The following is a 25,992-nucleotide window of genomic DNA, read 5'->3' as shown; positions in this document are numbered from 1 at the left end:
AATGAATGACTGACAATTATACTCTAGCAATTGAAAAAGCAACGGCTTATTTAAGAGAAAAAGGAATTGAAATGCCTGAAATCGGACTGATTTTAGGTTCTGGCTTAGGGGAACTGGCAAATGAAGCTGATAATGCCATAGCTGTTCCTTATGAAGATATTCCAGGATTTCCAGTGTCTACCGTTGAAGGCCATGCAGGCCAATTGGTTTACGGTGACTTAGGCGGTAAGAAAGTATTAGCGATGCAAGGTCGTTTCCACTACTATGAAGGTTACTCAATGAAAGAAGTGACATTTCCAGTTAGAGTGATGAAAGCTTTGGGCGTAGAATCACTTGTAGTTACAAACGCTGCCGGAGGGGTCAACAAAAACTTTACACCAGGCGATTTGATGATTATCACTGATCATATCAACATGGTTGGATTGAATCCATTACACGGACCAAATGACAATACTCAAGGACCCCGATTTACTGATATGAGTCATGCCTATGACAAAGAGTATCAGGGTATGATTGAAGATGTCGCGAAAGAGCTAAACGTTACTATCCAAAAAGGTGTCTATATGGGCATGTCCGGACCAACCTATGAAACACCTGCAGAAGTTCGTATGGTGCGCACGTTAGGTGGAGATGCAGTAGGCATGTCAACAGTTCCTGAAGTGATCGTGGCAAATCATGCCGGCCTCAGAGTAGCAGGAATTTCTTGTATAACGAACTATGCTGCTGGTATGCAGGAAAGTTTAAATCATGATGAAGTGGTAGCAGTAACCACTCGAGTAAGAGAAACATTTAAAACTTTAGTTAAATCAGTCATTTCAAATTTATAGTTGAGGGTTGAGAGAAAGAGCGAAAGTTTTAGACTTTCGCTCTTTCTCTGTCTGTAAATCATGATCCGTTTGATTTTTACTTGATAAATAGGTATGATTGTCATGAATGAATTTCTTTCGTTGTGAACGATTAACTTATAAGAAAAGTGGGAAAAGATGAATAAAGATAATTACAGTAAAAGATTAATGAGTAATATGGAAATCAATACGCACAATCACTTGGTTATTGACGGTGTGGATACGATAGACCTTGTAGATAAATACGGGACACCCCTTAATGTCTATGATATTTCTTTAATAAAAGAAAAAATCAATACGTTTAAAGAAGCGTTTAAAAATTACGAAAATAAAACGCAGGTTGCCTATGCCAGTAAAGCTTTTTCGTCGCTGGCATTATACGAAATATTAGCAAAAGAAGATGTATCGTTGGATGTTGTTTCGGGTGGAGAGTTGTTTTTGGCCATACAAGCCGGATTTCCTAAGGAACGCATTCACTTTCATGGTAATAATAAATCATACGATGAACTAAATACCGCTATTCAAGAAAATATCGGATGCATAGTGATCGATAATTTTTATGAAATTGATATGGTTGAAGAATTAACTAATAAACATCATCAAGTAATGGATGTTCTTATTCGTGTAGCACCAGGTGTGGAAGCACACACGCACGAGTATATTACGACAGGACAGGCGGATTCTAAGTTCGGATTTGACTTAGCCTCAGGACAAGTTGAAAAGGCAATTGCAAAGATAAAATCAGCTGATAATATAAATAGTATTGGCTTACATGCTCATATTGGATCTCAAATTTTTGAAGTCGATGGGTATCAAGTAGTTATTGAAAAACTTTTAGCGAAAGCAAAAGAGTGGAAAAAAACATTTGGTTTTAACTTGGATGTACTTAATGTTGGTGGAGGTTTTGGTATACGCTATACTGAAGCAGATACGCCACTTCCTTTAGATGACTACGCCGAAGCTATAATGAATGCCGTAAGAAAACAGGCTAAATTAAATGAACTAGCTCTTCCGGAAATTTGGATCGAACCAGGTAGAAGTATCGTAGGAGAAGCTGGCACAAGTTTGTATACGGTAGGAAGTCAAAAAAACATTCCTGCAATCAGAAAATATGTTTCAGTAGATGGAGGAATGGCGGATAATATAAGACCCGCACTTTACCAAGCTGAGTATACTGGAGTGTTGGCAAATAGAGTCAACGAGAATAGTGAAGAGAAAGTATCCATTGCCGGAAAAGCATGTGAGAGTGGAGACATGTTGATATGGGATATTACGTTACCTCAACCTACTCAAAAAGATGTTTTAGCAATATTTAGTACCGGTGCATACGGTTATTCTATGGCGAGCAACTATAATCGCTTACCCCGACCTGCAGTGGTATTCGTAGAAAAGGGTAAAGACTTTTTAGCGATCAAGAGAGAAACAGTTCAAGATTTTTTGAAATTAGAAAATAGTATCGAAAATTGGTAATAAAACAGGAGGACTTTCATGCTCGTCATATATAAAGCTGATTATCAGAAAATAACGATGGGATTATTGTCTTACGTTCCTGATTTAAAAGAAACAAGTCGGCTAACAAAAGAAATGGAATGGTACAGTCAAGAAAATAATCGACAGCTTTTCTTATGGAAAAGTGAAGAAACAGGCGATTTGGCTGGCGTTATTGGCATTGAAGAAGACGAAGAAATGGTCCTTTTAAGACACATCGCCGTGAACCCATCTTATCGTGAAGAAGGCATGGCATACAGAATGCTAAACGCTCTGTCAAAACAATGCTCACCAAAACGAATTGTTGGAACACTGGAAACAGCATCTATTTTAACTAAGTGGCAGAAGGCTTAGTTAATTAATATGACATTGTAAAGTAGGAAACTGAATGAGCGATAAATGGAAAGTTAACTTAGATATCTTTGAAGGACCTCTTGATCTGCTGCTGCATCTTATCAACAGGATGGAGATTGATATTTACGACATACCGATCAAAGAAATAACTGGACAATATCTAAATTATTTGCATGCCATGCAGATGCTCCAACTTGACGTGGCTGGTGAATATTTAGTTATGGCGGCAACCCTTATGTCAATAAAAAGTCAATTACTGCTTCCGAGAAATGAATCTTGGGAAGAAGAGGGTGAAGAGTTTAATGTCGAAGAAGATTCCATTGAAAAACTACAACAGAAACTCTTGGAATATCGGAAGATCAAGTATGTGTCGACTAAATTAAATGAAAAACGTGAAAGTCGTGAACAGTATTTTTCCAAACCACCTGAGGACTTAACACACTTCCAACAGTTTATCCCTCTCGAAACAGGGGATTTAGAATTAAGTGATTTGATTGGAGCGTTCGGTGAACTTTTCAAAAGAAAAGAATGGCTGGATCCTACTCCAAATACGATCGATTTAGAAGAAATCACAGTTAATGAAAAAATAGAATGGTTAGAAAAAAAGATATCCTCAAGTATACAAGCGGTACCTTTTAGACTTTTGTTCACTAAACCGACAAAAAAAGAGTATGTTGTCACTTTCTTAGCCTTACTAGAGATGATAAAAGAAAATAAAGTGGCAATCCAGCAATCTGAAAGTTTTGGTGAAATTTTTCTATCTAGTGTAAAACAGGGAAAGAAAGGATTAGGTGAGCAAAATGAATGAATTTGCTGCATACGAGGCCTTGTTGTTCGTGGCCGGTGAAGATGGAATGACGCTATACAACTTGGCTCAATTGACTAAATCCACCCCTGACCACGTTAAAGTATGCCTTGAAGACCTATCAGAACGATATTTAAATGAAGAAAGTAGTGGCTTGAAATTAATAGAAACGGCTGAAACCTATCGTTTAGTTACAAAAAAAGAATTTTCAGCCGTGATAGAGCATTATGCAAAATCTCCTCTAATTAAAAAGTTGAGTAAAGCCTCGATTGAAACATTAGCTGTTATTGCATATAAACAACCCATTACTCGGATGGAGATAGAAGATATCAGGGGCGTGCAGTTATCATCAAGCCTACATAAATTAAAATTAAGAAATTTAATCTATGAAATTGGCCGAATTGATGCGCCAGGACGACCAGCAATCTACGGAACAACAGATTACTTTTTAGATTATTTTGGATTAAATGATTTAACGGAACTACCAGAGTTAGAAGTTGAAGAACAAATAGAAAATCAAAGTTTGTTTAGCGAAGAATTAGAATTTTAAAGGGGATTATTATGGAACGTCTACAAAAAGTAATGGCACATGCAGGAATAGCTTCTAGAAGAGGATCAGAAAAACTGATTAAAGAAGGCAAAGTTAAAGTGAATGGGAAAGTAGTTACGGAGATGGGTTTAAACGTGAGCAACGATGATACCATTGAAGTAAACAGCATGCCTATTAGTAAAGAACAAAAGTTATATTTCCTGTTAAATAAACCCAGAGGTGTTATCTCAAGTGCAGACGATCCCAAAGGAAGAAAAACAGTTGTGGACTTTTTCTCACATATTGAACAGCGTATCTATCCGGTTGGCCGTTTAGATTATGATACAACAGGCGTACTTTTATTAACGAATGATGGAGAACTGACTAACCAGCTGACCCATCCGAAATATGGTGTCGAAAAAACATATATAGCTAAAGTGACAGGTTTAATTAATAAAGGAGCCATCGCTAAATTAGAAAAAGGCTTGAATATAGATGATTATAAAACAAGACCTGCTAAAGCAAGAATTATCGATATCGATCCTAGAAAAAATATCAGCATGGTTGAATTGACTATCCATGAAGGTAAAAATCATCAGGTGAAAAAAATGCTTAAAACTGTTGGTTTTCCAGTCGAAAAATTAAACAGAGATAAATATGGCTTTTTAACAACAGAAGGTCTTCAATCGGGAGAATGGCGTCAACTTAAAACTTTTGAAGTAAATAAATTAAAAGAACTTGTAAAGGAATAACTCCTAAGAGTGAATATGTTGGCAGAAACAGATTTCGTTCGTTATAATGGATTTATATATGAGCTTTGCTGAAAGAGTTTAATACTAGCAATGACTAAAGTATGAATTAGAGGAGTGTCTAAACGTGACTGAAGAGACTAATCAAGATGACAAAAAGAAATTGCTAGTAGTTGATGATGAAGATAGAATCAGAAGACTACTAAAAATGTATTTAGAAAAAGCGGATTACAGTATCGAAGAGGCCGAACATGGAAAAAAAGCATTAGAAATGGCTTTAGAAAATGATTATGATCTCATTCTTTTAGATGTAATGATGCCAGAAATGGATGGGCTTGAAGTAGCTGAAGAAATCAGAAAAGAAAAAGACACACCGATTATGATGCTCACAGCTAAGGGAGAAGAATTAAACCGTATTCAGGGATTTGAAGCGGGTGTTGATGATTATATCGTCAAACCATTTAGTCCTCGCGAAATAGTACTGCGTGTGGCGGCTATATTGAAACGGACTAAAAGTGATACTCCCAGTGGCACTAATGGGGACATATCGGACACATTGACTTTACCTCATTTAGAAATTGATAATGATTCTAGAAGAGTCACTGCCGATGGTCAGCCGGTTAATTTAACTCCAAAAGAATATGATTTGCTCCATTATCTAATGTCTTCTCCAGATCAAATATTTGGTCGAGAACAATTACTCAGAGAAGTGTGGAAATATGAATTTTTTGGAGATTTAAGAACAGTAGATACACACGTTAAAAGATTAAGAGAAAAACTTAAAAAAGAATCAGATGTCGCTTCTAAAATGATTGAAACAGTATGGGGTCTAGGCTATAAATTGAATTCCTATCCTGATGACGAAGAGGAGTAATTGTATGAAATTAAATGTAGTGGCAATCAAAATTTGGCTCATTACGTTTGGAATTGCCCTGTTATCTTTCGTCATTACGACTATATTTTATGGTGTCTTTTATTCTCAACAAATCAAAGATAATTATATGAATGAATACGAACAGATTATTATAAATGTGGAGCGCCTTGCATTAGCGGATCCACATTTTTTATTGGAAAATATCGAAGAAATCAATGATTTCCATTCACATATAAACTTTGCATTATTATTGGATGACACCTATTCTTCTAATGACGAAGAGTGGCTATTACCTTTTGCAGAAGAAGAAAAAGAGAGCATGGCAAACAAACCAGGAGTCATGGATAACATTGAATCTAACGAGCGGGTACAAATTCGTTCTGATTTACTTAAAGCGTATGAAACAAATATTCCACATGTTTTTCATATTCAACCCACAGAAATCGACGGAGAAGATGCTCTATTTTATTCTTATGGAGATCTGTCCTTTCTTGTTAATATAGAAAGACGCATGAGCTATTTATTAACTGGTTTGATTATTGCCCACTTGTTGGCTGCGCTATATTATTATTTGTATTTAAAACGTAATGTATCAGAGCCGATAAATGCTATGACGAACATAGCTTTTGATTTTGCTCGAGATGATTTCAGCCACCAGCTACCTATTGCGGGTCGTGATGACTTAGCCGAACTTGCCATGGCTATGAATAAAATGGGGCATTCTCTTGAAACGAATCGAACCGTGGTCAAGCAAGAAAAAGAATTATTAAGCCATATTTTAGAAAACGTTGAAACTGGCATTATATATTACGATATTGATAAAACGTTGTTATTATCTAACCCTGTGGGAGACTTGTTCTTAACTCAATACCAGGTCGAAGAAGCTAACTTCTCTAGCCATGATAAATTTGTTGATATTGATGAAAAATTAAACGAAGTGATCAACAATAAATCATCGGTGGAGTTTACTATTGAAATGGAAGAAACTTTTTATGTGGTGACCATCCTACCTCTGATGGAATCTGACAGTAGTGAACTTAGAGGCTTAGTGGTCTCAACCAAAGATTTAACGAAAGAACATCGATTAGATAGAATGAGAGTAGATTTCATTAATAATATCTCACATGAATTACGTACACCGCTGGTTATGGTCCAGGGTTACAGTGAAGCGATACTAGATGATGTTGCTGAAAGTGTTGAAGAGAAAAAAGAGATGGCTCAAATTATTCGAGATGAATCTCAAAGAATGAATCGAATGGTAAACGAGATGCTTGATTTATCTCGGATGGAAGCCGGATATATAGAATTACAAAAATCTGAAGTCAATCTCAACAGTTATTTAAGAAACCTGTTGTTCCGTTTCGATAATATGGCGAGTGATGCTGAAGTGTCACTACAAATGGAAACTCCTAAAGAAACTGTTCATCAAATGATTGATAAAGATAAGATGGACCAGGTCTTTGTCAATATCATCAACAACGCGATAAGACACACAAGCATCACTGACAAAGAAGAAAAAATAGTCACGCTTCAATTACTTAAAGAAGAGAAGCTTGATGAAGTTGTTATGATTGTAAAAGATACAGGGACAGGGATTCCGGAAGACGATTTACCCTATATTTTTGACCGTTTTTTCAAAGCGGACAAATCTCGAATTAATTACGCATCTAATACTAATGGAACAGGAATCGGCTTATCGTTAGTTAAGAATATCGTTGAAGCACATGGAGGATTTATCGAAGTTGAGTCATCAATGAATGTAGGATCTTCTTTTATTATTCATATACCAATGAACCAGGATGATTAAATCCGTAAACTCGTAATTTGATATAGACTTGACTTGTTCAACCCAGACGGTATAATTAGTTATGAAAACAATATAATATATGATTCATCTTCAGGGGCAGGGTGTAACTCCCGACCGGTGGTAAAGTCCACGAGCGATTAAAATTGCTGAACTGGTTAGATTCCAGTACCGACAGTAAAGTCTGGATAAAGAAGATGGAGCTTTTTGACTGAACATAAAACTGTCTAATGCTCTATTTGTCACCTGAAGTAGGGGGATAAATAGAGTTTTTTTACCCTTTTACTTCTGGTGACACTGACATAGTTGTGTTCAGAGAAGTTCACCCTCAGTAGGATGAATCCTTTTAGGAGGATTTATTATGTCAAACAGCAAGACGAAGAAATTAGTTGGCGTTGCTATGTTAGCATCATTAGCATGGGTGATTTCACTGTTGTCATTCCCAGTCCTTCCCGGCTCACCCTTTTTAAAAGTCGATTTTAGTGATCTAGCAGTACTGTTCGGCATGTATGTTTATGGTCCGGTTGCCGGCATTACCATTGCTTTTATACGTTCACTGCTATCCTACGCACAAAAAGGTGGGGAAATGGGATTTCCAATCGGAGATACAGCTGCATTTATTGCGACGGTCTCTTATACACTGCCTATATATTTCATACTAATAAAATATGGTGCGACATTAAAAGATAGAATAGTTGGTATTTTCAGCTCAACGCTATCATTAACAGTTGTCATGTCGGTTTTGAACTGGTTGGTCATTGCTCCAGCATATATCGCGGTTATGGGATTTGATGTTGGACCGATGCGGACTTATTTAATGCTGGCTGTTGTGCCATTCAACCTGATTAAAGGTATATTGGTCGGCATTGTTTTTTATGTCGCTTTTGCTAAAATGAAACCATGGTTAGATAAAACGAAGAAAAAATTTCAGAAAAAGCGCAGTCAATCACTGGCTGTTAATGAAACGAATTAACCCGTAATATTATTGACGAGAGAATAATTAATAGCAGGGAATCTTTTTCCAGCCGTTATTTATTCTCTTTTTGTTGTCAATAAACTCATATTTAAGGGTTATTGCATCTGATAATAATGATATAATTGAAGCGACAATACATTTTGAAATTCAGAGGAGTGAGATCAAGTTGACTGACGATTTTCTAGCAAACTATATATTGAGTTTATTTAACAAAAATACTATAGTAACAATTAAACAATTGAGTCTCATTGCAAGTGGAAAACGGACCCCCTCTGTTTTATTCAATGTAGAAAAAAATAAGTTGTATGCTTTATTTGCACTCTTTCCAGAGCTCTCAATAAAAGATTGGGAAAGGATCATTCATTTACTTATAGCTCAACAGTGCATAATGATTGCCGATGATCATTTAAAAATTACGCCAGTGGGTCTAAAAGAAAAAGAAAATTTCAAGAAAGATTTTCCTTTTATAAACAATTTAGATCAGTTACGCTATGCAACTACGAAACAACTCTTTTGGAGTCGTTTTATTTTCATTACTCAAATATTTTCTGAATACAGTTATCAAAACAAAGACTACGTGCCGTATTTATCGAATTTAGATAATCAGTTAAGTATAAAAAAATGGTTAGTTGGATACGGAAAAGCAATGGATGAATTGACTTTAATGTGGTTTGAAGAGTTGAATGCATTGCTCCGATCGTTTTCGACTGATCACTCAAATTTTATTGCAGGTCACTTTGTTGGACATAACATTAACGGAAGCACAAGCCGTCAGATCCAAAACACTCACGACTTATCGACTGAACACTATAAAGTTTTAATTGATCAGCTAAGTTATAAAATAGCCCTACGAGACGAGAATTCATTTCCTCTAATTTCTTCGTTATGGAAACATACGTATAAAGATAGTGATGAGGGGTTGAGTCATAGTGTCTGGATTTCAAAAAAAATGCTTGGAAAAGGAATTAGCTTAAATGAAGTAGCCAAAAGACGAAAACTGAAAGACAATACTATCAAAGAGCACATACTTGAATGTGTTTTAATAGAAGATTGGCCATATTACAAACAGTATATTTCTGCTACCCACTATACAGAGCTGCATTCTTTATTCGAATCAAAACAGGTCTCGACATATGCTGAAGCGAAGACAATTATAGAGGGTTTAGATTTTTTTTCATATCGCTTAATTGAAATTGAAAGGATCAGACAGAATGACTAAAAATCTAGAAAAACAGATGTACAAAATGTTAAATATGCGATTTGGTCACTCTACGTTCAGGCCAGGTCAGAAAGAAGCCATTGAAGCTGCCTTGGAGGGTGAACATTCGCTAGTCATGTTACCGACAGGAAGTGGGAAATCCTTATGTTATCAACTTCCGTCATATTTCATGTCGGGTGCAACTTTAGTGGTCTCTCCTTTATTATCATTAATGCAAGATCAAGTGGAAATGATGAAAAGAAATGGCGAGAAGTCGGTTGTTGCATTGAATAGTTTTATGTCTCAAAAAGAAAAAAGATTGATAATTAATAATTTAGATTCCTTCAAGTTTATATTTATGTCTCCTGAAATGTTACAGCACGATAGAATAATAGCTCATTTGAAAAACATTGAATTATCTTTGCTGGTGGTGGATGAGGCCCACTGCATTTCGCAATGGGGCATGGACTTCCGACCGGATTATCTTAAACTAGGTGAGATCAGAAAGAAATTAGATGAACCGCTCACCATGGCTCTAACTGCTACGGCTATAGAAAAAGTTAGAAATGAGATTATTGAAAATTTAAATATTCAATCTAATGTTAAAGAAATTATTTATTCGGTGAATCGTCCTTCCATACAAATGCGAGTACAGTTATGCAAAGGGGACAAAGAGGTCAGATTGATTCAGGCTATTAATGAGTTCAAGAGTGCCGGGATCATTTATTTTTCAAGTAAAAAAATTGCTGACGCTATGGCAGAAAAAATTCGACAGACAACGACTTTTTCTGCAGAAAGCTACCATAGTGACATAGAAGCAGAAGACAAGAAGAAAATCCAGGCACAATTTCTTCATAATAATCTGGACATTATTTGTGCTACGAGTGCATTTGGTATGGGAATCGATAAACCGGACATAAGATTTGTGATTCACTATCATATGCCTGCTAATCCAGAGATGTATTTACAGGAAATTGGTCGAGCAAGTAGAGATAAAAATGGAGGAGTAGCCTTATTACTATACGAGAGTGGTGATGAGTTTCTTCAAATGAGATTACAACAAGATACTTTTCCCAGTAACGATGAGCTTTCATTCGCTTATGCCCATCCCAAATCCCTAGAGTTACTAAAGGATGATAGTAAAAGTAGACTTGCAGATTACTTTATAAAACAAAACATCGATATAGAGAACGCACATCACCTTATAGAAGAGCGCATTATCTATAAGAAAAAGCAGTTGAGCATCATGGTGGAGTATGCATTGACGACGGGGTGTAAAAGAGAAACATTACTTAATTACTTTGACGAAGAATTAGAGGTTGATTCCAAGCAATGCTGTTCAAGTTGTCAGCCTCAATTATCACTTCCTTATGAAATAAACAAAGACTTTGATCATAAGAATAATAATAGTGAACGAACTTGGGAAATGGTCGTGAAAAAGTTATTTAATTTTACTGAGCAACCTAAAAAATAGCTCTATCTATGATATAATGAATACCAAATAGTATAAGAGGAGTTAAACTATGGGCAAAAAAGATCGTAAATCCATGGAAGAGCTTTGGTCAAAACGTTTTGACGAAGAAGCTGAGCATGCAGAAGATGAACCTTTATCAAGAAAAGCTAAACGTGAAAGAGAAAAAAGTATTTCTCCTATTTTAACTGTGACTTTGATATTTTTGGCTTTAATCATCATTTTGCCAATTTCTGCCTATTTATGGTGGTCAAGTATAGAGAGCTTGTCAGAGGAGCCAACAGGTCCATCGATTGAACAAGTAATGGATAATAATGACGATGATGAAGTTGAAGAACAACTAGAAGAAGACGAGGAAATTAACGATTCTGAGGATGATGAGTTGAATTTAGTAGACTCTGATGAAGAAGAATCCTCAGCTAATGTAGAAGCTGAAGAGGCCGATGAAAACTCAGATGATTCAGTTTCTAGTGGAGAAGAAGAGGATATTGAAGACTCAGTATCTGATGGGGCAGTGAGTGAGAATACTCCAGAAACAAATACACCTGATAACGCTCAAAACCAGGAAATTGAATCTAGCAATCAGTCAAATCAAGAAGAAAATATTGAAGAATCATCAGCGACAGCTGAGGCAGAGTCCACGCCGGAAAATGTACCAGCCGAAAATGTTAACTCGTATACTGTTAAATCAGGTGACAATATGTACCGTATTGCACTAAATCATGGAATGACAACAAATGAGTTGATGCAGCTGAATAACATTCAAGATGACACAGTACACATAGGGCAAGAGTTAAGAGTTGAATAATTTTATAAACGAAAGTGTGGAGAAAATGGAAAATAAAACATTAACCATAGCAATAGATGGGCCTGCATCTTCCGGCAAAAGTACAGTGGCTAAAAGAATTGCTTCTGAATTGAGTTTGATCTACGTAGATACAGGTGCAATGTACCGAGCCATAACTCTTGAGGCTTTGCAAAACAATATTAATATAAAAGATCAGCAAGCCTTGTTGAAATTATTAGAAGCAACAGAGATAACGTTTGAACCTAATGAAAAAGGTCAGACGGTATTTTCTAATGGTGTGGATGTGACGTATGAGATTAGAGAAAATAATGTCACTAATACGGTATCTGTCGTTGCAGCTCATCCAAAAGTGCGTCAATTGATGGTGGAACGTCAGCAAGCTATGGCGATGAATAATGGAGTTGTTATGGATGGTCGGGATATTGGAACGGTTGTATTACCCAATGCGGATCTAAAGATTTTTTTAGTTGCTAGTGTAAAAGAAAGAGCAGAAAGAAGACACAAGGAAAACGAAGAAAAAGGCATGTTTTCTGATTTAGAACAATTAAAAAAAGATATAGCAGAAAGAGATTATAAGGACACTACTCGAGAATCATCCCCCTTGAAACAAGCAGAGGATGCCATAAGAATAGACACGACTAAAATGTCTATTGATGAAGTAGTCAATCAGATAAAAAGTTTGATTAAATAATTGTAAAATGATTGATTTACGTAAGATAACATGTTTTAGTGGAAATTATATTACATATTATGTACAATTAGTCATGTAGGAATTATTGGTTTGGGAGGCAAATAATATGACAGAAGAAAACAGAGACAAATTAGATAATACAGAGGTAACTGAAGAGGAAGCAGTCGAAACAGCGAATGAGCAAGTTGAAGTAAATACCGCTAAAGACACTTCTCCTGAAGATGTTATGGTAGAAAACGAAGAAGCACAGGTGCAACCTGCTGTTGAATCAACGAATAATACATCTGAATCTATGTCAGATGTTATGAGAGATGTCGTTGATATTGCTCCTGGCGATTTGGTCAAAGGTGAAGTTTTAACTATTGACAATGAAAAACAAGTTATTGTTGGGCTTGGCGGCGGACAAGAAGGCGTCATTCCACCAAGAGAATTATCATCAGAGCGTTTTGATCATCCTACCGATATCGTATCTGTAGGCGACATCATAGATGTTGTTGTTTTAAGAGATATTCAAGATAAAGAACAAGGAAGCTTTGTTTTATCTAAAAAACGCGTAGATCAGCGTAAAGTATGGGAAGATTTGCAAGCTAAGTTTGACAATAACGAAACAATTGAAGCACCTGTGTCACATGTCGTTAAAGGTGGACTGACTGTTGATTTAGGTGTGAGAGGATTTGTTCCTGCATCACAAATAGATACGCATTTTGTTAGTGACTTAAACCAGTTTGAAGGCAACACATATACATTTAAAATTATTGAAATAGATCCTAAAGAGCGTCAACTCATCTTATCTCGTAAAGTTTTGCTTGAAAAAGAACATGCAGCAGAGAGAGAAGAAGCGTTAGCGAGTTTAGTAGAAGGATCTGTTGTTGAAGGTGAAGTCGTTCGCTTAACCAACTTTGGTGCTTTTGTAAATGTAGGCGGCGTTGATGGACTTGTTCATATTTCTGAAATTGCTCATGAACGTATCAACTCTCCAAAAGATAAATTATCTAAAGGTGATAAAGTAAACGTTAAAGTTCTCAAAGTAGATAAAGAACAAGAACGTGTGTCACTATCTATCAAAGAAACATTGGCCGGACCATGGGATAACATCGAAGATGAACTTCCAGCGGGTAGTGTTACAAAAGGTATAGTGAAACGAGTAACAGACTTTGGTGCATTTGTTGAAGTTAAACCCGGCGTTGAAGGACTTGTTCATATTTCTGAAATGGCTCATAAACATGTCGAAACACCTCATGAAGTTGTAGCTAAAGATGAAGAAATCGATGTTAAAGTTCTTAGTGTTAATCCTCAAGAAGAACGTATTTCATTAAGTATCAAAGCGTTAGAAGATAATCCGAATGAATCATCTGATAGTGAACAGCCAAAAAAAGCAAAAAAATCAAATTCTCAAAATAAACCTAATATTAAACAACCCTCATTACGTGAAGATGATGGAGATGGATCATTTACATTAGGGGAGCAAATTGGTGATCAACTTTCAGGATTCATGGACAACGACGAAGAGTAAATAATTAAACGGTATAATATACCGCACCCAACTGTAAGTAGGTGTCTTACCTATTTCAGTTGGGTGTCCTGTTTTTACAAAGTAGATTACAAAATAGAGAATGAAGGTGTTTTAGTGGTAAAACCAACTGTAGCAATTGTAGGTAGACCTAATGTAGGTAAATCAACAATTTTCAACCGTGTCGTAGGTGAACGCATCTCAATCGTTGAAGACACATCAGGCGTAACAAGAGACAGAATTTATGCAGATGCTGAATGGCTTGGGCGAGAATTTGCTCTTATTGACACGGGTGGTATTACGATGGAAGATGAACCACTCAGTGTGCAAATCAGGCAGCAAGCCCAAATCGCCATAGAAGAAGCTGATGTCATAATCATGATGACGAGTGTTAAAGAAGGTGTCACTTATGAAGATGAACAGGTCGCGCCAATTTTATTCAAGTCGGGTAAACCGGTGATATTGGCTGTCAACAAAACAGATAATCCGGAAATCAGAAATGAAATTTATGAATTTTATTCGTTGGGATTAGGAGAACCATATCCAATTTCAGGTGCACATGGATTAGGTCTAGGAGATGTTTTAGATGAAGTTATCAAACATCTACCTGATAATGATGAAAGTGATTACGATGAATCAACGATCAAGTTCAGTGTGATCGGTCGACCAAACGTAGGGAAATCTAGTTTAGTAAACGCAATTATTGGTGAAGAACGTGTTATCGTGTCCAATATTGCCGGTACAACACGCGAAGCTGTCGATACACGTTTTCAGACTAAAGATGGCAGAGATTTTGTCGTCATAGATACTGCTGGAATGCGTAAAAGAGGTAAAGTGTACGAAAACACAGAAAAATATAGCGTATTAAGAGCCCTTAGAGCCATTGAGCGATCAGATGTAGTCTTATGTGTTATTAATGCTGAAGAAGGCATTAGAGAACAGGATAAGCACGTATTTGGTTATGCACACGATGCTGGTAAAGGTATCATTATCGTTGTAAACAAGTGGGATACGGTTGAAAAAGAAACAAATACGATGAAAGAGTTCGAACTGGATGTTAGAGATGAATTCCAATATCTAAAATATGCACCGATCGTGTTTGTATCTGCTATTACTAAAAAGCGTTTACATTTATTACCTGAACGCATCGCAGGAGTCTTTATGAATCGGAATCTTCGTATTCAATCGTCTATTCTAAATGATGTTGTCATGGATGCTGTAGCAACAAACCCTACACCAACAGATAAAGGTCGCAGACTTAAAATTTATTACACCACTCAAGTAGCTGTGTCACCTCCGACTTTCGTCATTTTTGTGAATGATCCTGAACTTCTTCATTTTTCTTATGCACGATTTTTAGAAAACAGATTTAGGGATACATTTAATTTCGAAGGAACACCTATTCGGATTATTCCTCGCAAACGAAAATAAGCGAAATCGAACCTGTTTATTATAGAACTATATTTTTGGTGGAAAATTTCAGTCATTTCAAAGAGAATTTTTATAAAAGCATTGCAGTGTCAACGATTCTGTGGTATCTTTTTAAATGAAATGTCATAACAGACTATTTCACCAAAACATATTCTTTGAATTGAGAATGTAGTAAGATCGCAAGTTGATTCTTAAATTGACATGCATCGAACTTCTCTTGAGGAGGTGAAAGAACACGATGGCAAATAAAGCAGAATTAATCGAAAAAGTAGCAACTTCAGCTGACCTTACTAAAAAGGACGCAACAGCTGCTGTAGAAGCAGTTTTTGAATCAATTAAAGATACATTAGCTGACGGCGAAAAAGTGCAAATCATTGGCTTTGGTAACTTTGAAGTACGTGACCGCGCTGCACGTAAAGGACGTAATCCTCAAACAGGGGAAGAAATCCAAATCCCTGCAACTAAAGTTCCAGCATTTAAAGCTGGTAAAGCTTTAAAAGATGCAGTAAAACAGTAACACTTCATACTTTTTAATTGTCGGGATCATTTGATCTCGACTTTTTTTTGCAATAAATTGGACCTTTTCAGATAATCATGCAACTAAAAAGGGTGAATTGATTGACAATCAGATAATATGTACGTAGTCTTAACTAAGAAATAAAAGTAAAAGTCTTGAAAGGATGAGTAATGTATTATGTCCTCCAATCGCAAAGAGGAAATACGGAAAAATGCTAAAGAAAAAAATGTCAGGTTCTTGAGGTTAATGTTCACTGATATAGATGGTGTCATTAAAAATGTTGAGGTACCTATAAGCCAGTTAGATAAAGTCATGGATAATGAGATGGCATTTGACGGGTCTTCGATTGATGGATTTGTAGAAATAGATCAAAGTGACATGAAACTGCATCCTGATTTAGACACCTGGCTTGTTTTCCCTTGGGAGATCAATTCAAGCAATGGTCTCATAGCACGATTTATATGTGATGTCTATATGCCAAGCGGAGAACCATTTGAAGGAGATCCTAGAAGTAACTTGAAGCGTGTCTTGAAAGAGATGAAAGACCATGGTTTTACAGAATTCAATTTAGGACCTGAACCAGAATTTTTCCTATTCAAACTGGATGAAAATGGCAATCCGAGTAAGCATTTAAACGATGACGGAGGATATTTTGATCTAGCTCCAACCGATTTAGCTGAGAACTGCCGAAGAGACATCGTTTTAGAACTCGAATCATTAGGCTTTGAAATTGAAGCGAGTCATCATGAAGCGGCTCCCGGTCAACATGAAATAGACTGGAAATATGCAGATGCAGTTGAAGCCTGTGACAATATCCAGACATTTAAGCTGATTGTCAAAACAGTTGCGAGAAAGCATGATCTACATGCAACCTTTATGCCTAAACCTATTGAAAATATTAGTGGATCGGGTATGCATTTTAATATGTCTCTATTTAAGCAAGGGAAAAATGCCTTTTTCGATGAGAGCAATGAAGATGGCTTAAGTAATACGGCGTATCAATTTATTGCAGGGTTGTTAGACCACGCTCGAGCCTATACGGCTATTTGTAATCCTATCATCAACTCTTATAAACGATTAACGCCTGGTTTTGAGGCGCCTGTCTATATTGCATGGTCTGGAACGAACAGAACCCCATTAATTCGAGTGCCGGCTTCCAGAGGACAGTCTACGCGTGTAGAGCTTAGAAGTGTTGATCCTGCTGCTAATCCTTATCTAGCTTTAGCGGTATTATTAAAAGCTGGATTAAAGGGGATTTCTGAAGCCAAAAGTGCTCCTAATCCGGTGAATAAGAATATTTATAATATGAGCCAATTTGAACGGGATGAAAACCTGATTCAGTCATTGCCAAAAGATTTAATGGAAGCTATAGAAGCCTTAAAAGAGGACGAGCTAATTAAAGATGCTATTGGTCAGCACATATTCGAACGATTTGTTGCTGCGAAAGAAAGTGACTGGAAAGCCTACTCGACATCAGTATCACAATACGAGATGGATCGTTACTTCAAATTATACTAAGCAAATGATTACTAATTCTAAAAAAAATCCCTTTAAACGTTTAAATTATAATCGTTTAAAGGGATTTTTTAGGATGTTAACGGCATTAATAAGAATAAAATTAGTTTCAAACATTTTGCTTGCACTCTGAAAATAATAGTGGTATTATTCTAAAGTACTTATTGTATAAGGATTTACAAGCATAAAAAGGATATTGGTATATATGGGAGGAGAGGTTAAAATGAATGAGATTACTGAAGAAAAGATAGTAGAAGATGTCAAGAAAGAAAATGTGCGTTTTTTGAGGTTAATGTTCACAGACATTTTAGGTATCGTTAAAAATGTAGAAGTGCCCGTTAGCCAAGTTGGAAAAGTTTTAGAAGGAAAAATGATGTTTGATGGTTCTTCAATTGAAGGCTTCGTGCGTATTCATGAGTCAGATATGTATCTAAAACCTGATTTAAGCACATGGTTAGTTTTTCCATGGGAAATAGAAGCATTTAAAGGAGGCACAGTAGCACGCTTGATTTGTGATATTGTTAATCCGGATGGTACTCCATTCTTAGGTGACCCTAGAACCAACTTGAAAAGAGTATTGAATGAAGCGAAAGAAATGGGTTTTTCTTCATTCAACTTAGGTCCTGAACCTGAATTCTTCTTGTTTAAACTTAATGAAAATGGTGAAGTAACTGAAAACTTAAATGACAATGGCGGTTATTTTGACCTGGCTCCAACTGATTTGGCTGAAAACTGCCGTCGAGATATTGTACTGGAACTTGAAGATTTAGGCTTTGAAATAGAAGCCAGTCATCATGAAGTGGCACCGGGACAACATGAAATAGACTGGAAATATGCCGATGCAGTTGAAGCGTGCGACAATATTCAAACATTTAAATTAATCGTAAAGACAGTTGCACGTAAATATGGATTACATGCTACATTTATGGCTAAACCTCTATTTGGAATCAACGGATCTGGCATGCATTGCAATATGTCTTTATTTAAAGGTGAAGAGAATGCTTTTTACGATGAAACAGATGAGAGACAATTAAGCCAGACAGCGTATCAATTTTTAGCGGGACTTCTGCATCATGCTCCAGCTTACACAGCAATTACCAATCCTACAGTGAATTCTTATAAACGTCTGGTACCAGGTTATGAAGCTCCAGTATATATAGCTTGGTCTGGGAGCAACCGAACACCAATGATTAGAATTCCAGCATCTAGAGGACTTTCTACACGTTTAGAAGTAAGATCTGTCGATCCGATGGCTAATCCTTATTTAGCTTTAGCGGTGATGTTAAAAGCAGGTCTAGATGGGGTCAAAAACGAATGGATGCCTCCTCAAGAGACGTGCGACAATATCTATGATATGAATCAAAATGATTTAGAAGAAAATGGTATCAAATCACTTCCTACCAGCTTGCATAGTGCCTTAGAAGTATTAAAGAGCAGTATGACAATGAAAGAGGCTTTAGGCAATCATATTTACAGGAATTTCTATCAATCAAAAACGGTAGAATGGAACTCTTATAAGGCTTCTGTAAGTCAGTGGGAAAAAGATAATTATTTGAAACTCTATTAAATTTAAACTGATAAAAGCATTATTCTGTTTATGAGAATAATGCTTTTATTGTCTCTAAAAATTGCAATAAGAAGGTTGAATGAATTATACTACATATACAAATGATGAACCTATGGAGTGATGATAATGAAAATATATACTGGTAGAGGCGATTATGGAAACACCAACTTGATTGGTGGAGGGACAATCAAAAAGACTGATAAACGGGTAGAAGCCTATGGAGGCATCGATGAACTAAATGCGCATGTTGGCTTGTTGTTGAGTTTGATCAACGAGGAATGGGCTGTATCCAGAAATTATATCAAAAATTCTCTAAGTCGGATTCAACATCAATTATTCGACATAGGAAGTATCCTCGCAGATAAAGATAATAAAATGGAAATGAACTTTGAAAGTTCTGAAATCAAAAAAATCGAACAAGAAATTGATGAAATCACTCAGGAATTAAGTGAAATAAAGTATTTTATACTACCAGGGGGAACGAAACAAGCTTCTCAAGCTCATGTTGCTCGCACCGTTACACGACGCGTAGAAAGGACCATACTCTCTTTAAATGAGGTGGAACCTGTACCCAAAGAGATACTGATATACGTTAACCGTTTGTCAGACTATTTCTTTGTATTAGCCCGTTATTTGAACAAAATAGCGGAAAAAGAAGAAGTTTTTTATAAAAAAACTGGAGAAGTGTTTCATAACGACTAAGGATAAGGGTTCTATAATTAATCGTGTTGGTGAGTTCCAATGAATCGCTGACACGATTTTTGTATACCAATGGAAAAAGAAGAAGACCCCGTCTAATTCTAGACGAGGTCTTCTTCTTTTTCCTGTTAACCGTAAAAAATACGTTCCGGAAGGGATTCGAACCCCTGACCGTTCGCTTAGAAGGCGAATGCTCTATCCAACTGAGCTACCGGAACTATTTAACCAACATATTTTATTATATAGATGTTTAGGCGTGATGTCAATAAAATAATTGATATTATATTAAATAAGTAACTATGCAATTGTAATGATTTTAAGAAGTATATCTTGTGAAGCATTTCATTTATAGTCTTTTTCAGCTATAATTACAAAGGAAAATATAATAGGAGGAGAATGATTAATGGAATGGTTTATCGAGCAACATCCCGTAATGCAAGCTTTATTAGCAACCTTGTTTACTTGGGGCGTCACAGCATTAGGTGCAGCTGTTGTGTTCTTCTTTAAGGAAATCAACAAAAATGTACTCACTGGTATGTTAGGCTTTGCGGCAGGGGTTATGATTGCTGCAAGTTTCTGGTCACTGCTTGCGCCGGCCATCGAGATGGCAGAACTGACAAATACACCCGCATGGTTCCCTGCAGTCGTCGGATTTTTATTCGGCGGATTGTTTCTTCTCGTTACGGATAAAGTACTTCCTCACGTACACCCGGGAACTGAAGTAAGGGAAGGAATTAAAACTGACTGGCAACGAAGCGTCTTACTGGTATTAGCTATTACGTTGCATAATATACCTGAAGGATTAGCTGTTGGAGTAGCGTTTGGAGCAGCGGCTGCAGGTTATCCTACGGCTACAGTAGCAAGTGCTATTGCCTTAGCTATCGGTATCGGTCTGCAAAACTTTCCAGAAGGGGCTGCAGTTTCTGTCCCTTTAAGAAAAAATGGAATGAGCCGTTTAAAAGCTTTCTCATATGGACAGGCTTCAGGCCTTGTTGAACCAATTGCGGGAGTTGCAGGAGCAGCCTTAGTTTTAATGATGCAGCCTCTATTGCCCTATGCTCTTTCATTTGCTGCCGGTGCGATGATTTATGTTGTTGTCGAAGAGCTCATACCAGAAGCGAAAGTTGAACGATGGAACGATGTCGGAACGATTGGAGCCATGCTCGGATTTGCAGTCATGATGTTCTTGGATGTCTCTTTGGGTTAAAAAAGCATAAGCGTTTATATTGGTGAGAATAGAATCTATTTGATACTATCATTAAAGAGTCTTATTATAGGAGGATTTTTTAATGAAGTTTATCGTTGCTCATCAAGATGTTACTGACATGGCTGTAGAAATGGAAGAATTGTTACAAAGTGGTGCATACAAGCGAGAGGAATTAGTTATCGTCTGTGCTGAAGAGCGACAATCAGCTATAGAATCAATGGTTTCAGTAAAGATCGATACAGTAAATACAGACGAACAAAACGATGATGATCAATCAACAATGAAAGAGCATCGATTGGAAGGAAATAATCAACATCTTTATGACGGAATGATTCACAAAGGTGGTTACGTTCTAATGGAAGACGATAAAGAGCCTTTCGTAGAAGCGGTAAAGCCTACAACTGATGAACAGGATGATGGTTCTAAGCCTGGAAATATGCATGTTCCTGGATTTGGTGTAGATTTAAAAGACCCGAAAAGTGATGCAACAAATCATGAAGACAATCTTAACCCTGACGATTCGAACCCTCAATACAAATAATTTGTTGGAGACAGGTGAGTAGTGGATCTAATTTACTCACCTGTCTCATTTATTTTTTATTGATATTAATCAATAAATTAGATATACTGATAAATGTAACTACGAGAGTTACCCAAGCCCGGCTGAAGGGGACGGACTCGAAATCCGTTAGGCGGCTTATGGCTGTGCGAGGGTTCGAATCCCTCACTCTCGGTATATGACCTTATAATCCTTGTGATTATAAGGTTTTTTTGTTGATTACTTTTTGATAAATATGATCATATGTTTCAATCACCATATTTATCAAAAAGTGCTAGTCTTTACTCAGCTTAAATACAAAAGAACTATCAGATATTAAATTCAAAAACTAGATAGTGATAGTTAATCGTTGAAACGCTTACATTTATGCTGTATAATACATTCTTGTTGGATTTATTAACAGAATGGAGGCGAGGACATGGTGACGGAAAAACAATTAAATGAGTTGAAAACATTAAAAAATAAGCGTAAAAAAAGTAATGAGTCACTTCGAATCGCTGAAGTGACTAAAATATTATATCCTGTAGTTAAGAAGCACGGACAGAAATTGATTAACAGCAGTCAGTAATAGAACAACAAGGCAAACTAATAATAATAGATAAATTAGTTAGGTAAATGTTATGAATCACTATATCAAAAGCTCGGATTTGAAGTTTGACCATTTTTTGGAGAATTCAATAATGAAAATCTGATTATATGAATTATGTTTTGTTTGTATCTTGTAGTGTGACTTCAAAAAGTTATGATATACTAGTAAAATAAGAAATAAAAAAAGAATCAATTTATACAGGGAGTCCCTATTTGGTACATCAGTAACTACTAATAATTAAGTATAGAATCAAGAAGAGTGAGTATTTTTCAGATCGTACATCGCCATTAATATATTTACGCAGATTATTTTACCCTCAATTATTATGTGGAAGGAATGATAGTATGGATAAGAGAGACTGGTTTACGATACCAAATATTCTATCTTACTTCAGACTTATCCTCATTCCTTTTTTTGTATACTTTTATCTTACAGCTGTGACCGCAGAAGATTATTGGCTTGCGACGGGGATCCTTGTTTTATCCGGAGTAACAGATGCTGCAGACGGGTTCATTGCCAGACGGTTTGATCAAGGGACTAAAATAGGTCAATTACTTGATCCGGTAGCTGACAAACTGACTCAGATAGCTGTAGTTAGTGTGCTTATGCTGAGATGGCCAGTATTTAGTTTTCTATTGCTCTTGTTTATTATCAAAGAAGGGTACATGTTTGTTGAGAATATACGATTATATCGGAAAAAAATAACACTAGATGGCTCAAAATGGTACGGTAAGATTGCAACGATCGTTTTTTATCTTACGATGTTTATAGCGGTCTTTTTCCCGAATCTGTCCAATGTGACGGTTATTTTCTTAGTTATACTCGCTAGTGCCTATCAATTACTCGCATTATTTTACTATGTGAAACTATTTAAATATTTACATAAAAGTAAGGAAAATTAAATCCAATATTTTCCTTACTTTTTATTTGTGTTAAAATGTAGTACGTTACTATCAAGGTTAAGATACATAATAAAAAATATAGTGTTTAGTAAAGGTGAGTTTAAATGACTAACAATCGAGATGAGTTGAAAGCTTTAACCATCCTGTTAAAAGCGTCTACCAGTGTTGAAAAAGTTGTGAAAAAAGATATGTCTTCTTATGGATTGAATGCAACTGAATTTACTGTTTTGGAACTATTATACAGCAAGGGCAAGCAACCTATTCAAAAAATTGGTCAACAAGTCTTGCTCGCGTCAAGTAGCATTACTTATGTGGTTGATCGCTTAGAAGAGAAAGGGTTTGTCAACCGCATCGCAGATGAAAATGACAGACGTGTGACGTTTTGTGAATTATCAGATTTAGGAGAAAAACTGATGGAAAAAATATTTCCAAGACATGCGGAAAAAATTGCAGAACTTTTTGAAGGCTGTTCAAAAAAAGAAATTTTAGAGCTTCAGTCAACTTTGAAGAAAGTGGGCTATAAAGCCGCTGGATTATTAGGGTAAACTCGTTCCTTTACGGAGTATTTACTAAGATACTTAATTTGCCTAAAGTCTATAGTCGATAAACATATTTTTTTATGGTATAATGATTAAAGAGTATAAAAATGTTATGAGAGAATTGAGGGATGAAAGTGGCAAAAGTTGAAATTACCGCTGAAGTTCAAGAACTAGTGGAAACAGAACTTCGAAAAGGCGCCAGCAATTCCCGTATTGCTAATCTACTAAATTTACCTTATAAAGAAGCCGTTGAAATAATAGAGACTATAAAAGAAGATTTAAGACCGGATGTAGGAGATGAAATTGTTTTTTCTTTCAGAGATGAAGCGATGGAAGGCATTATCGAAAAGCTCCTTACCAATAGTGCGATAGTTAAAATAAATTGGACTAATTCAGCTGAAAGAATGCATGATTTAGTTGAAGAAAAAACGGTTGTAAACTTTAAAGATATTGAAGGATTTAAGAATCAAATCAATGAAGAAACTGAAGATTTAAAAGAAGAATAATAGCAATTAGATAAGCCATTAAATTGATGGCTTATTTTTTTTTGCGATTTTTTCTTGACAGAATCAGGAATCTAAGTTATTGTTTGAAAGTCAAATAGTTTGATGTTCAAACAATATTTGAAATGATGGATTAGGAGGAGTTGATGTGGCCCAACGAATAAATGAAGTTAACAGTTATTTGGTTTCGATTTTCAATGATGTGTTGATGATTGAAGAGCGAACATTACAAACGAGCCAATTTAAAGATGTTTCAATTAAAGAAATGCATACGATAGATGCCATAGGTATGTATGTGGAGCACACAACCAGTGAGGTAGCGAGGAAACTGGGAATTACCGTTGGGACATTAACGGTTTCTGTAAATAATTTGGTGAGAAAAGGCTATGTCAACCGCGTGAGAAGTGAAACAGACCGTCGGGTAGTGACTTTAGCTCTCACAAAAAAAGGACGATTACTTTACCGACTGCATGATAAATTCCATCGTGATATGGTGAAAGAAACAATTAATGAGATGGATGATAAAGAATCAGAAGTACTCATGCATGGTTTAAAAAATCTTCATAGATTCTTGAAGCGAACAAAGGAGCAGTTGCCAGACTAATGAAAACCTTTGGAGTAACTATTCATTCAACAGGCAGATATCTTCCTGAAAATAGTGTGTACAATGAAACACTTACTCAGTGGATGGACACATCTGATGAATGGATCAATAAAAGAACCGGCATAAAAAAAAGACACTTATCAACAGGTCAGGATACGAGCGATTTGTGTATAGAAGCAAGTAAAAAAGCTCTTGATAAAAGCGATGTCGACTCTAGTCAGATAGGCTTGATCATCGTTGCAACAATGACACCTGATAGTCAATCACCTTCTGTTGCGAGTAAAGTTCAAGCGGCGCTGAAAGCTAACAATGCCGTTGCTTTCGATCTGAGCGCAGCGTGTTCAGGCTTTATCTATGGTTTGTCAGTGGCAGAAAAAATGCTTCGACATATGACTTTTCCATACGCCCTAGTAATAGGCGGAGAAGTAATGTCAAAGACACTGGATTGGAATGATAGGAAAACAGCTGTATTGTTTGGTGATGGTGCGGGAGCCGTATTATTAAAAAGAGAAGCAGATGCAGAAGCTTTTATTGCTGAAGATCTACATACAGATGGTGAAAAAGGCGATGCATTAGTTTCTGGGGAACAAGATGTTAATAACCCCCTCTGTGTTTCACAAGAAAAAAACGGCTATTTAACAATGGATGGTCGGGCTATTTTTAATTTTGTTACCAAGACGATACCCAAGAGTATCAATCTGGTACTGGAAAATAGTCATACCGAGCTTCAAGATGTCGATTATTTACTTTTGCATCAGGCAAATGCAAGAATAATCGAAATCGTTTCAAAGAAATTAGGCAGTCCGTTGTCTAAATTCCCAATGAATATTCAAGATTATGGCAACACCTCTGCTGCTAGTTTGCCGATATTATTAGATGAATTGATTGAGGACAATACGATTCGACTGGGCAGTGGACAAAAAATAGTTTTAAGCGCGTTTGGCGGGGGATTAACCTGGGGAACGTTATTAATAAAAATATAAAATACAAAAATACAACTTATATGGAGGAAATTAAAATGACAACATTCAAACAAATACAAGAAATTATCGTGGATCAATTAGACAAAGAAGAAAACGAAGTACAATTAGTTACTAACTTCAGAGATGAATTAGAAGCTGACAGTTTAGATTTATTCCAAATAATTAATGATATCGAGGACGAATTTGATATTAAAATTGAATCTGAAGAAGGTTTAAATACCGTTAAAGATCTCGTCGATTACGTTGAAAAACAAATAGAGTTGAAATAAGCAGGA

Annotated in this window: 28 protein-coding genes, 2 tRNA genes and 1 riboswitch; of the genes, 29 read left to right on the top strand and 1 reads right to left on the bottom strand. The window is 36.2% G+C overall.

Translation table 11 applies throughout. The features are described 5' to 3' along the window. Positions 1 to 5 precede the first annotated feature (5 nt). The 19 genes from ACO1PF_RS01080 to ACO1PF_RS00990 all read left to right on the top strand — a co-directional run bounded on the left by ACO1PF_RS01080 (position 6) and on the right by ACO1PF_RS00990 (position 19,834). Positions 6 to 827: a purine-nucleoside phosphorylase gene (locus ACO1PF_RS01080; RefSeq protein WP_423189536.1), complete on the top strand. Its 822-nt coding sequence runs from the start codon at positions 6 to 8 to the stop codon at positions 825 to 827. Positions 828 to 983: 156 nt separating this feature from the next. Then, a complete protein-coding gene (gene lysA / locus ACO1PF_RS01075; RefSeq protein WP_423189535.1) occupies positions 984 to 2,315 on the top strand; it encodes a diaminopimelate decarboxylase in 1,332 nt (443 codons plus the stop codon). A gap of 18 nt (positions 2,316 to 2,333) precedes the next feature. Continuing rightward, complete coding sequence (locus ACO1PF_RS01070; RefSeq protein ID WP_423189534.1) at positions 2,334 to 2,687, top strand: GNAT family N-acetyltransferase; 354 nt, start codon at positions 2,334 to 2,336, stop codon at positions 2,685 to 2,687. Between the two features lie 34 nt (positions 2,688 to 2,721). After that, positions 2,722 to 3,495 carry a segregation and condensation protein A gene (locus tag ACO1PF_RS01065; protein WP_423189533.1) on the top strand — a complete coding sequence of 258 codons (774 nt, stop codon included), beginning with the start codon at positions 2,722 to 2,724 and terminating at the stop codon, positions 3,493 to 3,495. Then, entirely contained in the window at positions 3,488 to 4,042 is a 555-nt protein-coding gene (scpB, locus tag ACO1PF_RS01060; RefSeq protein WP_423189532.1) for an SMC-Scp complex subunit ScpB, read from the top strand. Before ACO1PF_RS01065 ends, scpB begins: the two co-directional genes overlap by 8 nt. 11 nt (positions 4,043 to 4,053) lie before the next feature. After that, positions 4,054 to 4,773 (top strand): pseudouridine synthase, encoded by a 720-nt coding sequence (locus ACO1PF_RS01055; RefSeq protein ID WP_423189531.1) that lies wholly within the window; start codon positions 4,054 to 4,056, stop codon positions 4,771 to 4,773. A 124-nt stretch (positions 4,774 to 4,897) separates the two neighbouring features. After that, a complete protein-coding gene (locus ACO1PF_RS01050; RefSeq protein WP_423189530.1) occupies positions 4,898 to 5,644 on the top strand; it encodes a response regulator transcription factor in 747 nt (248 codons plus the stop codon). Positions 5,645 to 5,648: 4 nt separating this feature from the next. Next, positions 5,649 to 7,451 carry an ATP-binding protein gene (locus ACO1PF_RS01045; protein ID WP_423189529.1) on the top strand — a complete coding sequence of 601 codons (1,803 nt, stop codon included), beginning with the start codon at positions 5,649 to 5,651 and terminating at the stop codon, positions 7,449 to 7,451. An 82-nt stretch (positions 7,452 to 7,533) separates the two neighbouring features. Continuing rightward, positions 7,534 to 7,651, top strand: a riboswitch (FMN riboswitch). A gap of 158 nt (positions 7,652 to 7,809) precedes the next feature. Further along, positions 7,810 to 8,421 carry an ECF transporter S component gene (locus tag ACO1PF_RS01040; protein ID WP_423189528.1) on the top strand — a complete coding sequence of 204 codons (612 nt, stop codon included), beginning with the start codon at positions 7,810 to 7,812 and terminating at the stop codon, positions 8,419 to 8,421. A gap of 169 nt (positions 8,422 to 8,590) precedes the next feature. After that, positions 8,591 to 9,643, top strand: a complete 1,053-nt coding sequence (locus ACO1PF_RS01035) for a helix-turn-helix domain-containing protein (protein ID WP_423189527.1) — start codon at positions 8,591 to 8,593, stop codon at positions 9,641 to 9,643. After that, positions 9,636 to 11,096 carry a RecQ family ATP-dependent DNA helicase gene (locus ACO1PF_RS01030; RefSeq protein ID WP_423189526.1) on the top strand — a complete coding sequence of 487 codons (1,461 nt, stop codon included), beginning with the start codon at positions 9,636 to 9,638 and terminating at the stop codon, positions 11,094 to 11,096. The genes ACO1PF_RS01035 and ACO1PF_RS01030 overlap by 8 nt, the downstream gene beginning before the upstream one ends. Before the next feature lie 49 nt (positions 11,097 to 11,145). After that, complete coding sequence (locus ACO1PF_RS01025; protein WP_423189525.1) at positions 11,146 to 11,901, top strand: LysM peptidoglycan-binding domain-containing protein; 756 nt, start codon at positions 11,146 to 11,148, stop codon at positions 11,899 to 11,901. 25 nt (positions 11,902 to 11,926) lie between these two features. Beyond that, the gene (gene cmk / locus ACO1PF_RS01020; protein WP_423189524.1) at positions 11,927 to 12,592 is read left to right on the top strand and encodes a (d)CMP kinase; all 666 of its coding nucleotides are present in this window, start codon (positions 11,927 to 11,929) and stop codon (positions 12,590 to 12,592) included. 226 nt (positions 12,593 to 12,818) lie between these two features. Continuing rightward, positions 12,819 to 14,105, top strand: a complete 1,287-nt coding sequence (gene rpsA, locus ACO1PF_RS01015) for a 30S ribosomal protein S1 (RefSeq protein WP_423190476.1) — start codon at positions 12,819 to 12,821, stop codon at positions 14,103 to 14,105. Positions 14,106 to 14,219: 114 nt separating this feature from the next. After that, entirely contained in the window at positions 14,220 to 15,533 is a 1,314-nt protein-coding gene (der, locus tag ACO1PF_RS01010; RefSeq protein WP_423189523.1) for a ribosome biogenesis GTPase Der, read from the top strand. 238 nt (positions 15,534 to 15,771) lie between these two features. Beyond that, positions 15,772 to 16,050: an HU family DNA-binding protein gene (locus ACO1PF_RS01005; RefSeq protein ID WP_071849016.1), complete on the top strand. Its 279-nt coding sequence runs from the start codon at positions 15,772 to 15,774 to the stop codon at positions 16,048 to 16,050. 177 nt (positions 16,051 to 16,227) lie between these two features. After that, entirely contained in the window at positions 16,228 to 17,568 is a 1,341-nt protein-coding gene (gene glnA / locus ACO1PF_RS01000) for a type I glutamate--ammonia ligase (protein WP_423189522.1), read from the top strand. Positions 17,569 to 17,788: 220 nt separating this feature from the next. Further along, positions 17,789 to 19,132: a glutamine synthetase family protein gene (locus ACO1PF_RS00995; RefSeq protein ID WP_423189521.1), complete on the top strand. Its 1,344-nt coding sequence runs from the start codon at positions 17,789 to 17,791 to the stop codon at positions 19,130 to 19,132. A 126-nt stretch (positions 19,133 to 19,258) separates the two neighbouring features. After that, complete coding sequence (locus ACO1PF_RS00990; protein WP_423189520.1) at positions 19,259 to 19,834, top strand: cob(I)yrinic acid a,c-diamide adenosyltransferase; 576 nt, start codon at positions 19,259 to 19,261, stop codon at positions 19,832 to 19,834. A 141-nt stretch (positions 19,835 to 19,975) separates the two neighbouring features. Here ACO1PF_RS00990 and ACO1PF_RS00985 read toward each other — a convergent pair. Further along, a tRNA-Arg gene (locus ACO1PF_RS00985) sits at positions 19,976 to 20,049 on the bottom strand. A gap of 185 nt (positions 20,050 to 20,234) precedes the next feature. On the opposite strand from ACO1PF_RS00985, the gene ACO1PF_RS00980 reads away from it, so the two are divergent. The 10 genes from ACO1PF_RS00980 to ACO1PF_RS00935 all read left to right on the top strand — a co-directional run bounded on the left by ACO1PF_RS00980 (position 20,235) and on the right by ACO1PF_RS00935 (position 25,986). Beyond that, a complete protein-coding gene (locus ACO1PF_RS00980) occupies positions 20,235 to 21,038 on the top strand; it encodes a ZIP family metal transporter (RefSeq protein WP_423189519.1) in 804 nt (267 codons plus the stop codon). A gap of 82 nt (positions 21,039 to 21,120) precedes the next feature. Next, entirely contained in the window at positions 21,121 to 21,579 is a 459-nt protein-coding gene (locus ACO1PF_RS00975) for a hypothetical protein (protein WP_423189518.1), read from the top strand. A 102-nt stretch (positions 21,580 to 21,681) separates the two neighbouring features. Continuing rightward, positions 21,682 to 21,772: transfer RNA gene (locus ACO1PF_RS00970), tRNA-Ser, on the top strand. A 243-nt stretch (positions 21,773 to 22,015) separates the two neighbouring features. Next, positions 22,016 to 22,165, top strand: a complete 150-nt coding sequence (locus ACO1PF_RS00965; protein WP_423189517.1) for a hypothetical protein — start codon at positions 22,016 to 22,018, stop codon at positions 22,163 to 22,165. 365 nt (positions 22,166 to 22,530) lie between these two features. Next, positions 22,531 to 23,088 carry a CDP-alcohol phosphatidyltransferase family protein gene (locus tag ACO1PF_RS00960; RefSeq protein WP_423189516.1) on the top strand — a complete coding sequence of 186 codons (558 nt, stop codon included), beginning with the start codon at positions 22,531 to 22,533 and terminating at the stop codon, positions 23,086 to 23,088. A gap of 104 nt (positions 23,089 to 23,192) precedes the next feature. Next, positions 23,193 to 23,633 carry a MarR family winged helix-turn-helix transcriptional regulator gene (locus ACO1PF_RS00955; RefSeq protein ID WP_423189515.1) on the top strand — a complete coding sequence of 147 codons (441 nt, stop codon included), beginning with the start codon at positions 23,193 to 23,195 and terminating at the stop codon, positions 23,631 to 23,633. A gap of 122 nt (positions 23,634 to 23,755) precedes the next feature. Beyond that, a complete protein-coding gene (locus tag ACO1PF_RS00950) occupies positions 23,756 to 24,133 on the top strand; it encodes a DUF2187 family protein (RefSeq protein WP_423189514.1) in 378 nt (125 codons plus the stop codon). Between the two features lie 145 nt (positions 24,134 to 24,278). Beyond that, positions 24,279 to 24,734: a MarR family winged helix-turn-helix transcriptional regulator gene (locus tag ACO1PF_RS00945; protein ID WP_423189513.1), complete on the top strand. Its 456-nt coding sequence runs from the start codon at positions 24,279 to 24,281 to the stop codon at positions 24,732 to 24,734. Next, positions 24,734 to 25,717, top strand: a complete 984-nt coding sequence (locus ACO1PF_RS00940; RefSeq protein WP_423189512.1) for a beta-ketoacyl-ACP synthase III — start codon at positions 24,734 to 24,736, stop codon at positions 25,715 to 25,717. Before ACO1PF_RS00945 ends, ACO1PF_RS00940 begins: the two co-directional genes overlap by 1 nt. A 35-nt stretch (positions 25,718 to 25,752) precedes the next feature. Further along, on the top strand, positions 25,753 to 25,986 hold the full coding sequence (locus ACO1PF_RS00935) for an acyl carrier protein (RefSeq protein WP_423189511.1): 234 nt from the start codon (positions 25,753 to 25,755) through the stop codon (positions 25,984 to 25,986). Positions 25,987 to 25,992 lie beyond the last annotated feature (6 nt).

The sequence above is a fragment of the Alkalibacterium sp. f15 genome (assembly GCF_049389645.1).
GTDB lineage: Bacteria > Bacillota > Bacilli > Lactobacillales > Carnobacteriaceae_A > Alkalibacterium.
Note: the sequence above shows the minus strand (reverse complement) of the source record. Positions and strands in the feature narration are given on the sequence as shown.

Coding starts and splice junctions, on each gene's coding strand:
- ACO1PF_RS00975 (WP_423189518.1), top strand. CDS start 21,121: ATGAAGTTTATCGTTGCTCATCAAGATGTTACTGACATGGCTGTAGAA.
- ACO1PF_RS00995 (WP_423189521.1), top strand. CDS start 17,789: ATGAATGAGATTACTGAAGAAAAGATAGTAGAAGATGTCAAGAAAGAA.
- ACO1PF_RS00980 (WP_423189519.1), top strand. CDS start 20,235: ATGGAATGGTTTATCGAGCAACATCCCGTAATGCAAGCTTTATTAGCA.
- rpsA (WP_423190476.1), top strand. CDS start 12,819: ATGGTAGAAAACGAAGAAGCACAGGTGCAACCTGCTGTTGAATCAACG.
- ACO1PF_RS00935 (WP_423189511.1), top strand. CDS start 25,753: ATGACAACATTCAAACAAATACAAGAAATTATCGTGGATCAATTAGAC.
- lysA (WP_423189535.1), top strand. CDS start 984: ATGAATAAAGATAATTACAGTAAAAGATTAATGAGTAATATGGAAATC.
- ACO1PF_RS01025 (WP_423189525.1), top strand. CDS start 11,146: ATGGGCAAAAAAGATCGTAAATCCATGGAAGAGCTTTGGTCAAAACGT.
- ACO1PF_RS01065 (WP_423189533.1), top strand. CDS start 2,722: ATGAGCGATAAATGGAAAGTTAACTTAGATATCTTTGAAGGACCTCTT.
- ACO1PF_RS01005 (WP_071849016.1), top strand. CDS start 15,772: ATGGCAAATAAAGCAGAATTAATCGAAAAAGTAGCAACTTCAGCTGAC.
- ACO1PF_RS01055 (WP_423189531.1), top strand. CDS start 4,054: ATGGAACGTCTACAAAAAGTAATGGCACATGCAGGAATAGCTTCTAGA.
- ACO1PF_RS00960 (WP_423189516.1), top strand. CDS start 22,531: ATGGATAAGAGAGACTGGTTTACGATACCAAATATTCTATCTTACTTC.
- ACO1PF_RS00990 (WP_423189520.1), top strand. CDS start 19,259: ATGAAAATATATACTGGTAGAGGCGATTATGGAAACACCAACTTGATT.
- ACO1PF_RS01045 (WP_423189529.1), top strand. CDS start 5,649: ATGAAATTAAATGTAGTGGCAATCAAAATTTGGCTCATTACGTTTGGA.
- ACO1PF_RS00940 (WP_423189512.1), top strand. CDS start 24,734: ATGAAAACCTTTGGAGTAACTATTCATTCAACAGGCAGATATCTTCCT.
- cmk (WP_423189524.1), top strand. CDS start 11,927: ATGGAAAATAAAACATTAACCATAGCAATAGATGGGCCTGCATCTTCC.
- ACO1PF_RS01080 (WP_423189536.1), top strand. CDS start 6: ATGACTGACAATTATACTCTAGCAATTGAAAAAGCAACGGCTTATTTA.
- ACO1PF_RS01070 (WP_423189534.1), top strand. CDS start 2,334: ATGCTCGTCATATATAAAGCTGATTATCAGAAAATAACGATGGGATTA.
- ACO1PF_RS00965 (WP_423189517.1), top strand. CDS start 22,016: ATGGTGACGGAAAAACAATTAAATGAGTTGAAAACATTAAAAAATAAG.
- ACO1PF_RS01030 (WP_423189526.1), top strand. CDS start 9,636: ATGACTAAAAATCTAGAAAAACAGATGTACAAAATGTTAAATATGCGA.
- ACO1PF_RS00950 (WP_423189514.1), top strand. CDS start 23,756: ATGAAAGTGGCAAAAGTTGAAATTACCGCTGAAGTTCAAGAACTAGTG.
- ACO1PF_RS01040 (WP_423189528.1), top strand. CDS start 7,810: ATGTCAAACAGCAAGACGAAGAAATTAGTTGGCGTTGCTATGTTAGCA.
- ACO1PF_RS00955 (WP_423189515.1), top strand. CDS start 23,193: ATGACTAACAATCGAGATGAGTTGAAAGCTTTAACCATCCTGTTAAAA.
- glnA (WP_423189522.1), top strand. CDS start 16,228: ATGTCCTCCAATCGCAAAGAGGAAATACGGAAAAATGCTAAAGAAAAA.
- scpB (WP_423189532.1), top strand. CDS start 3,488: ATGAATGAATTTGCTGCATACGAGGCCTTGTTGTTCGTGGCCGGTGAA.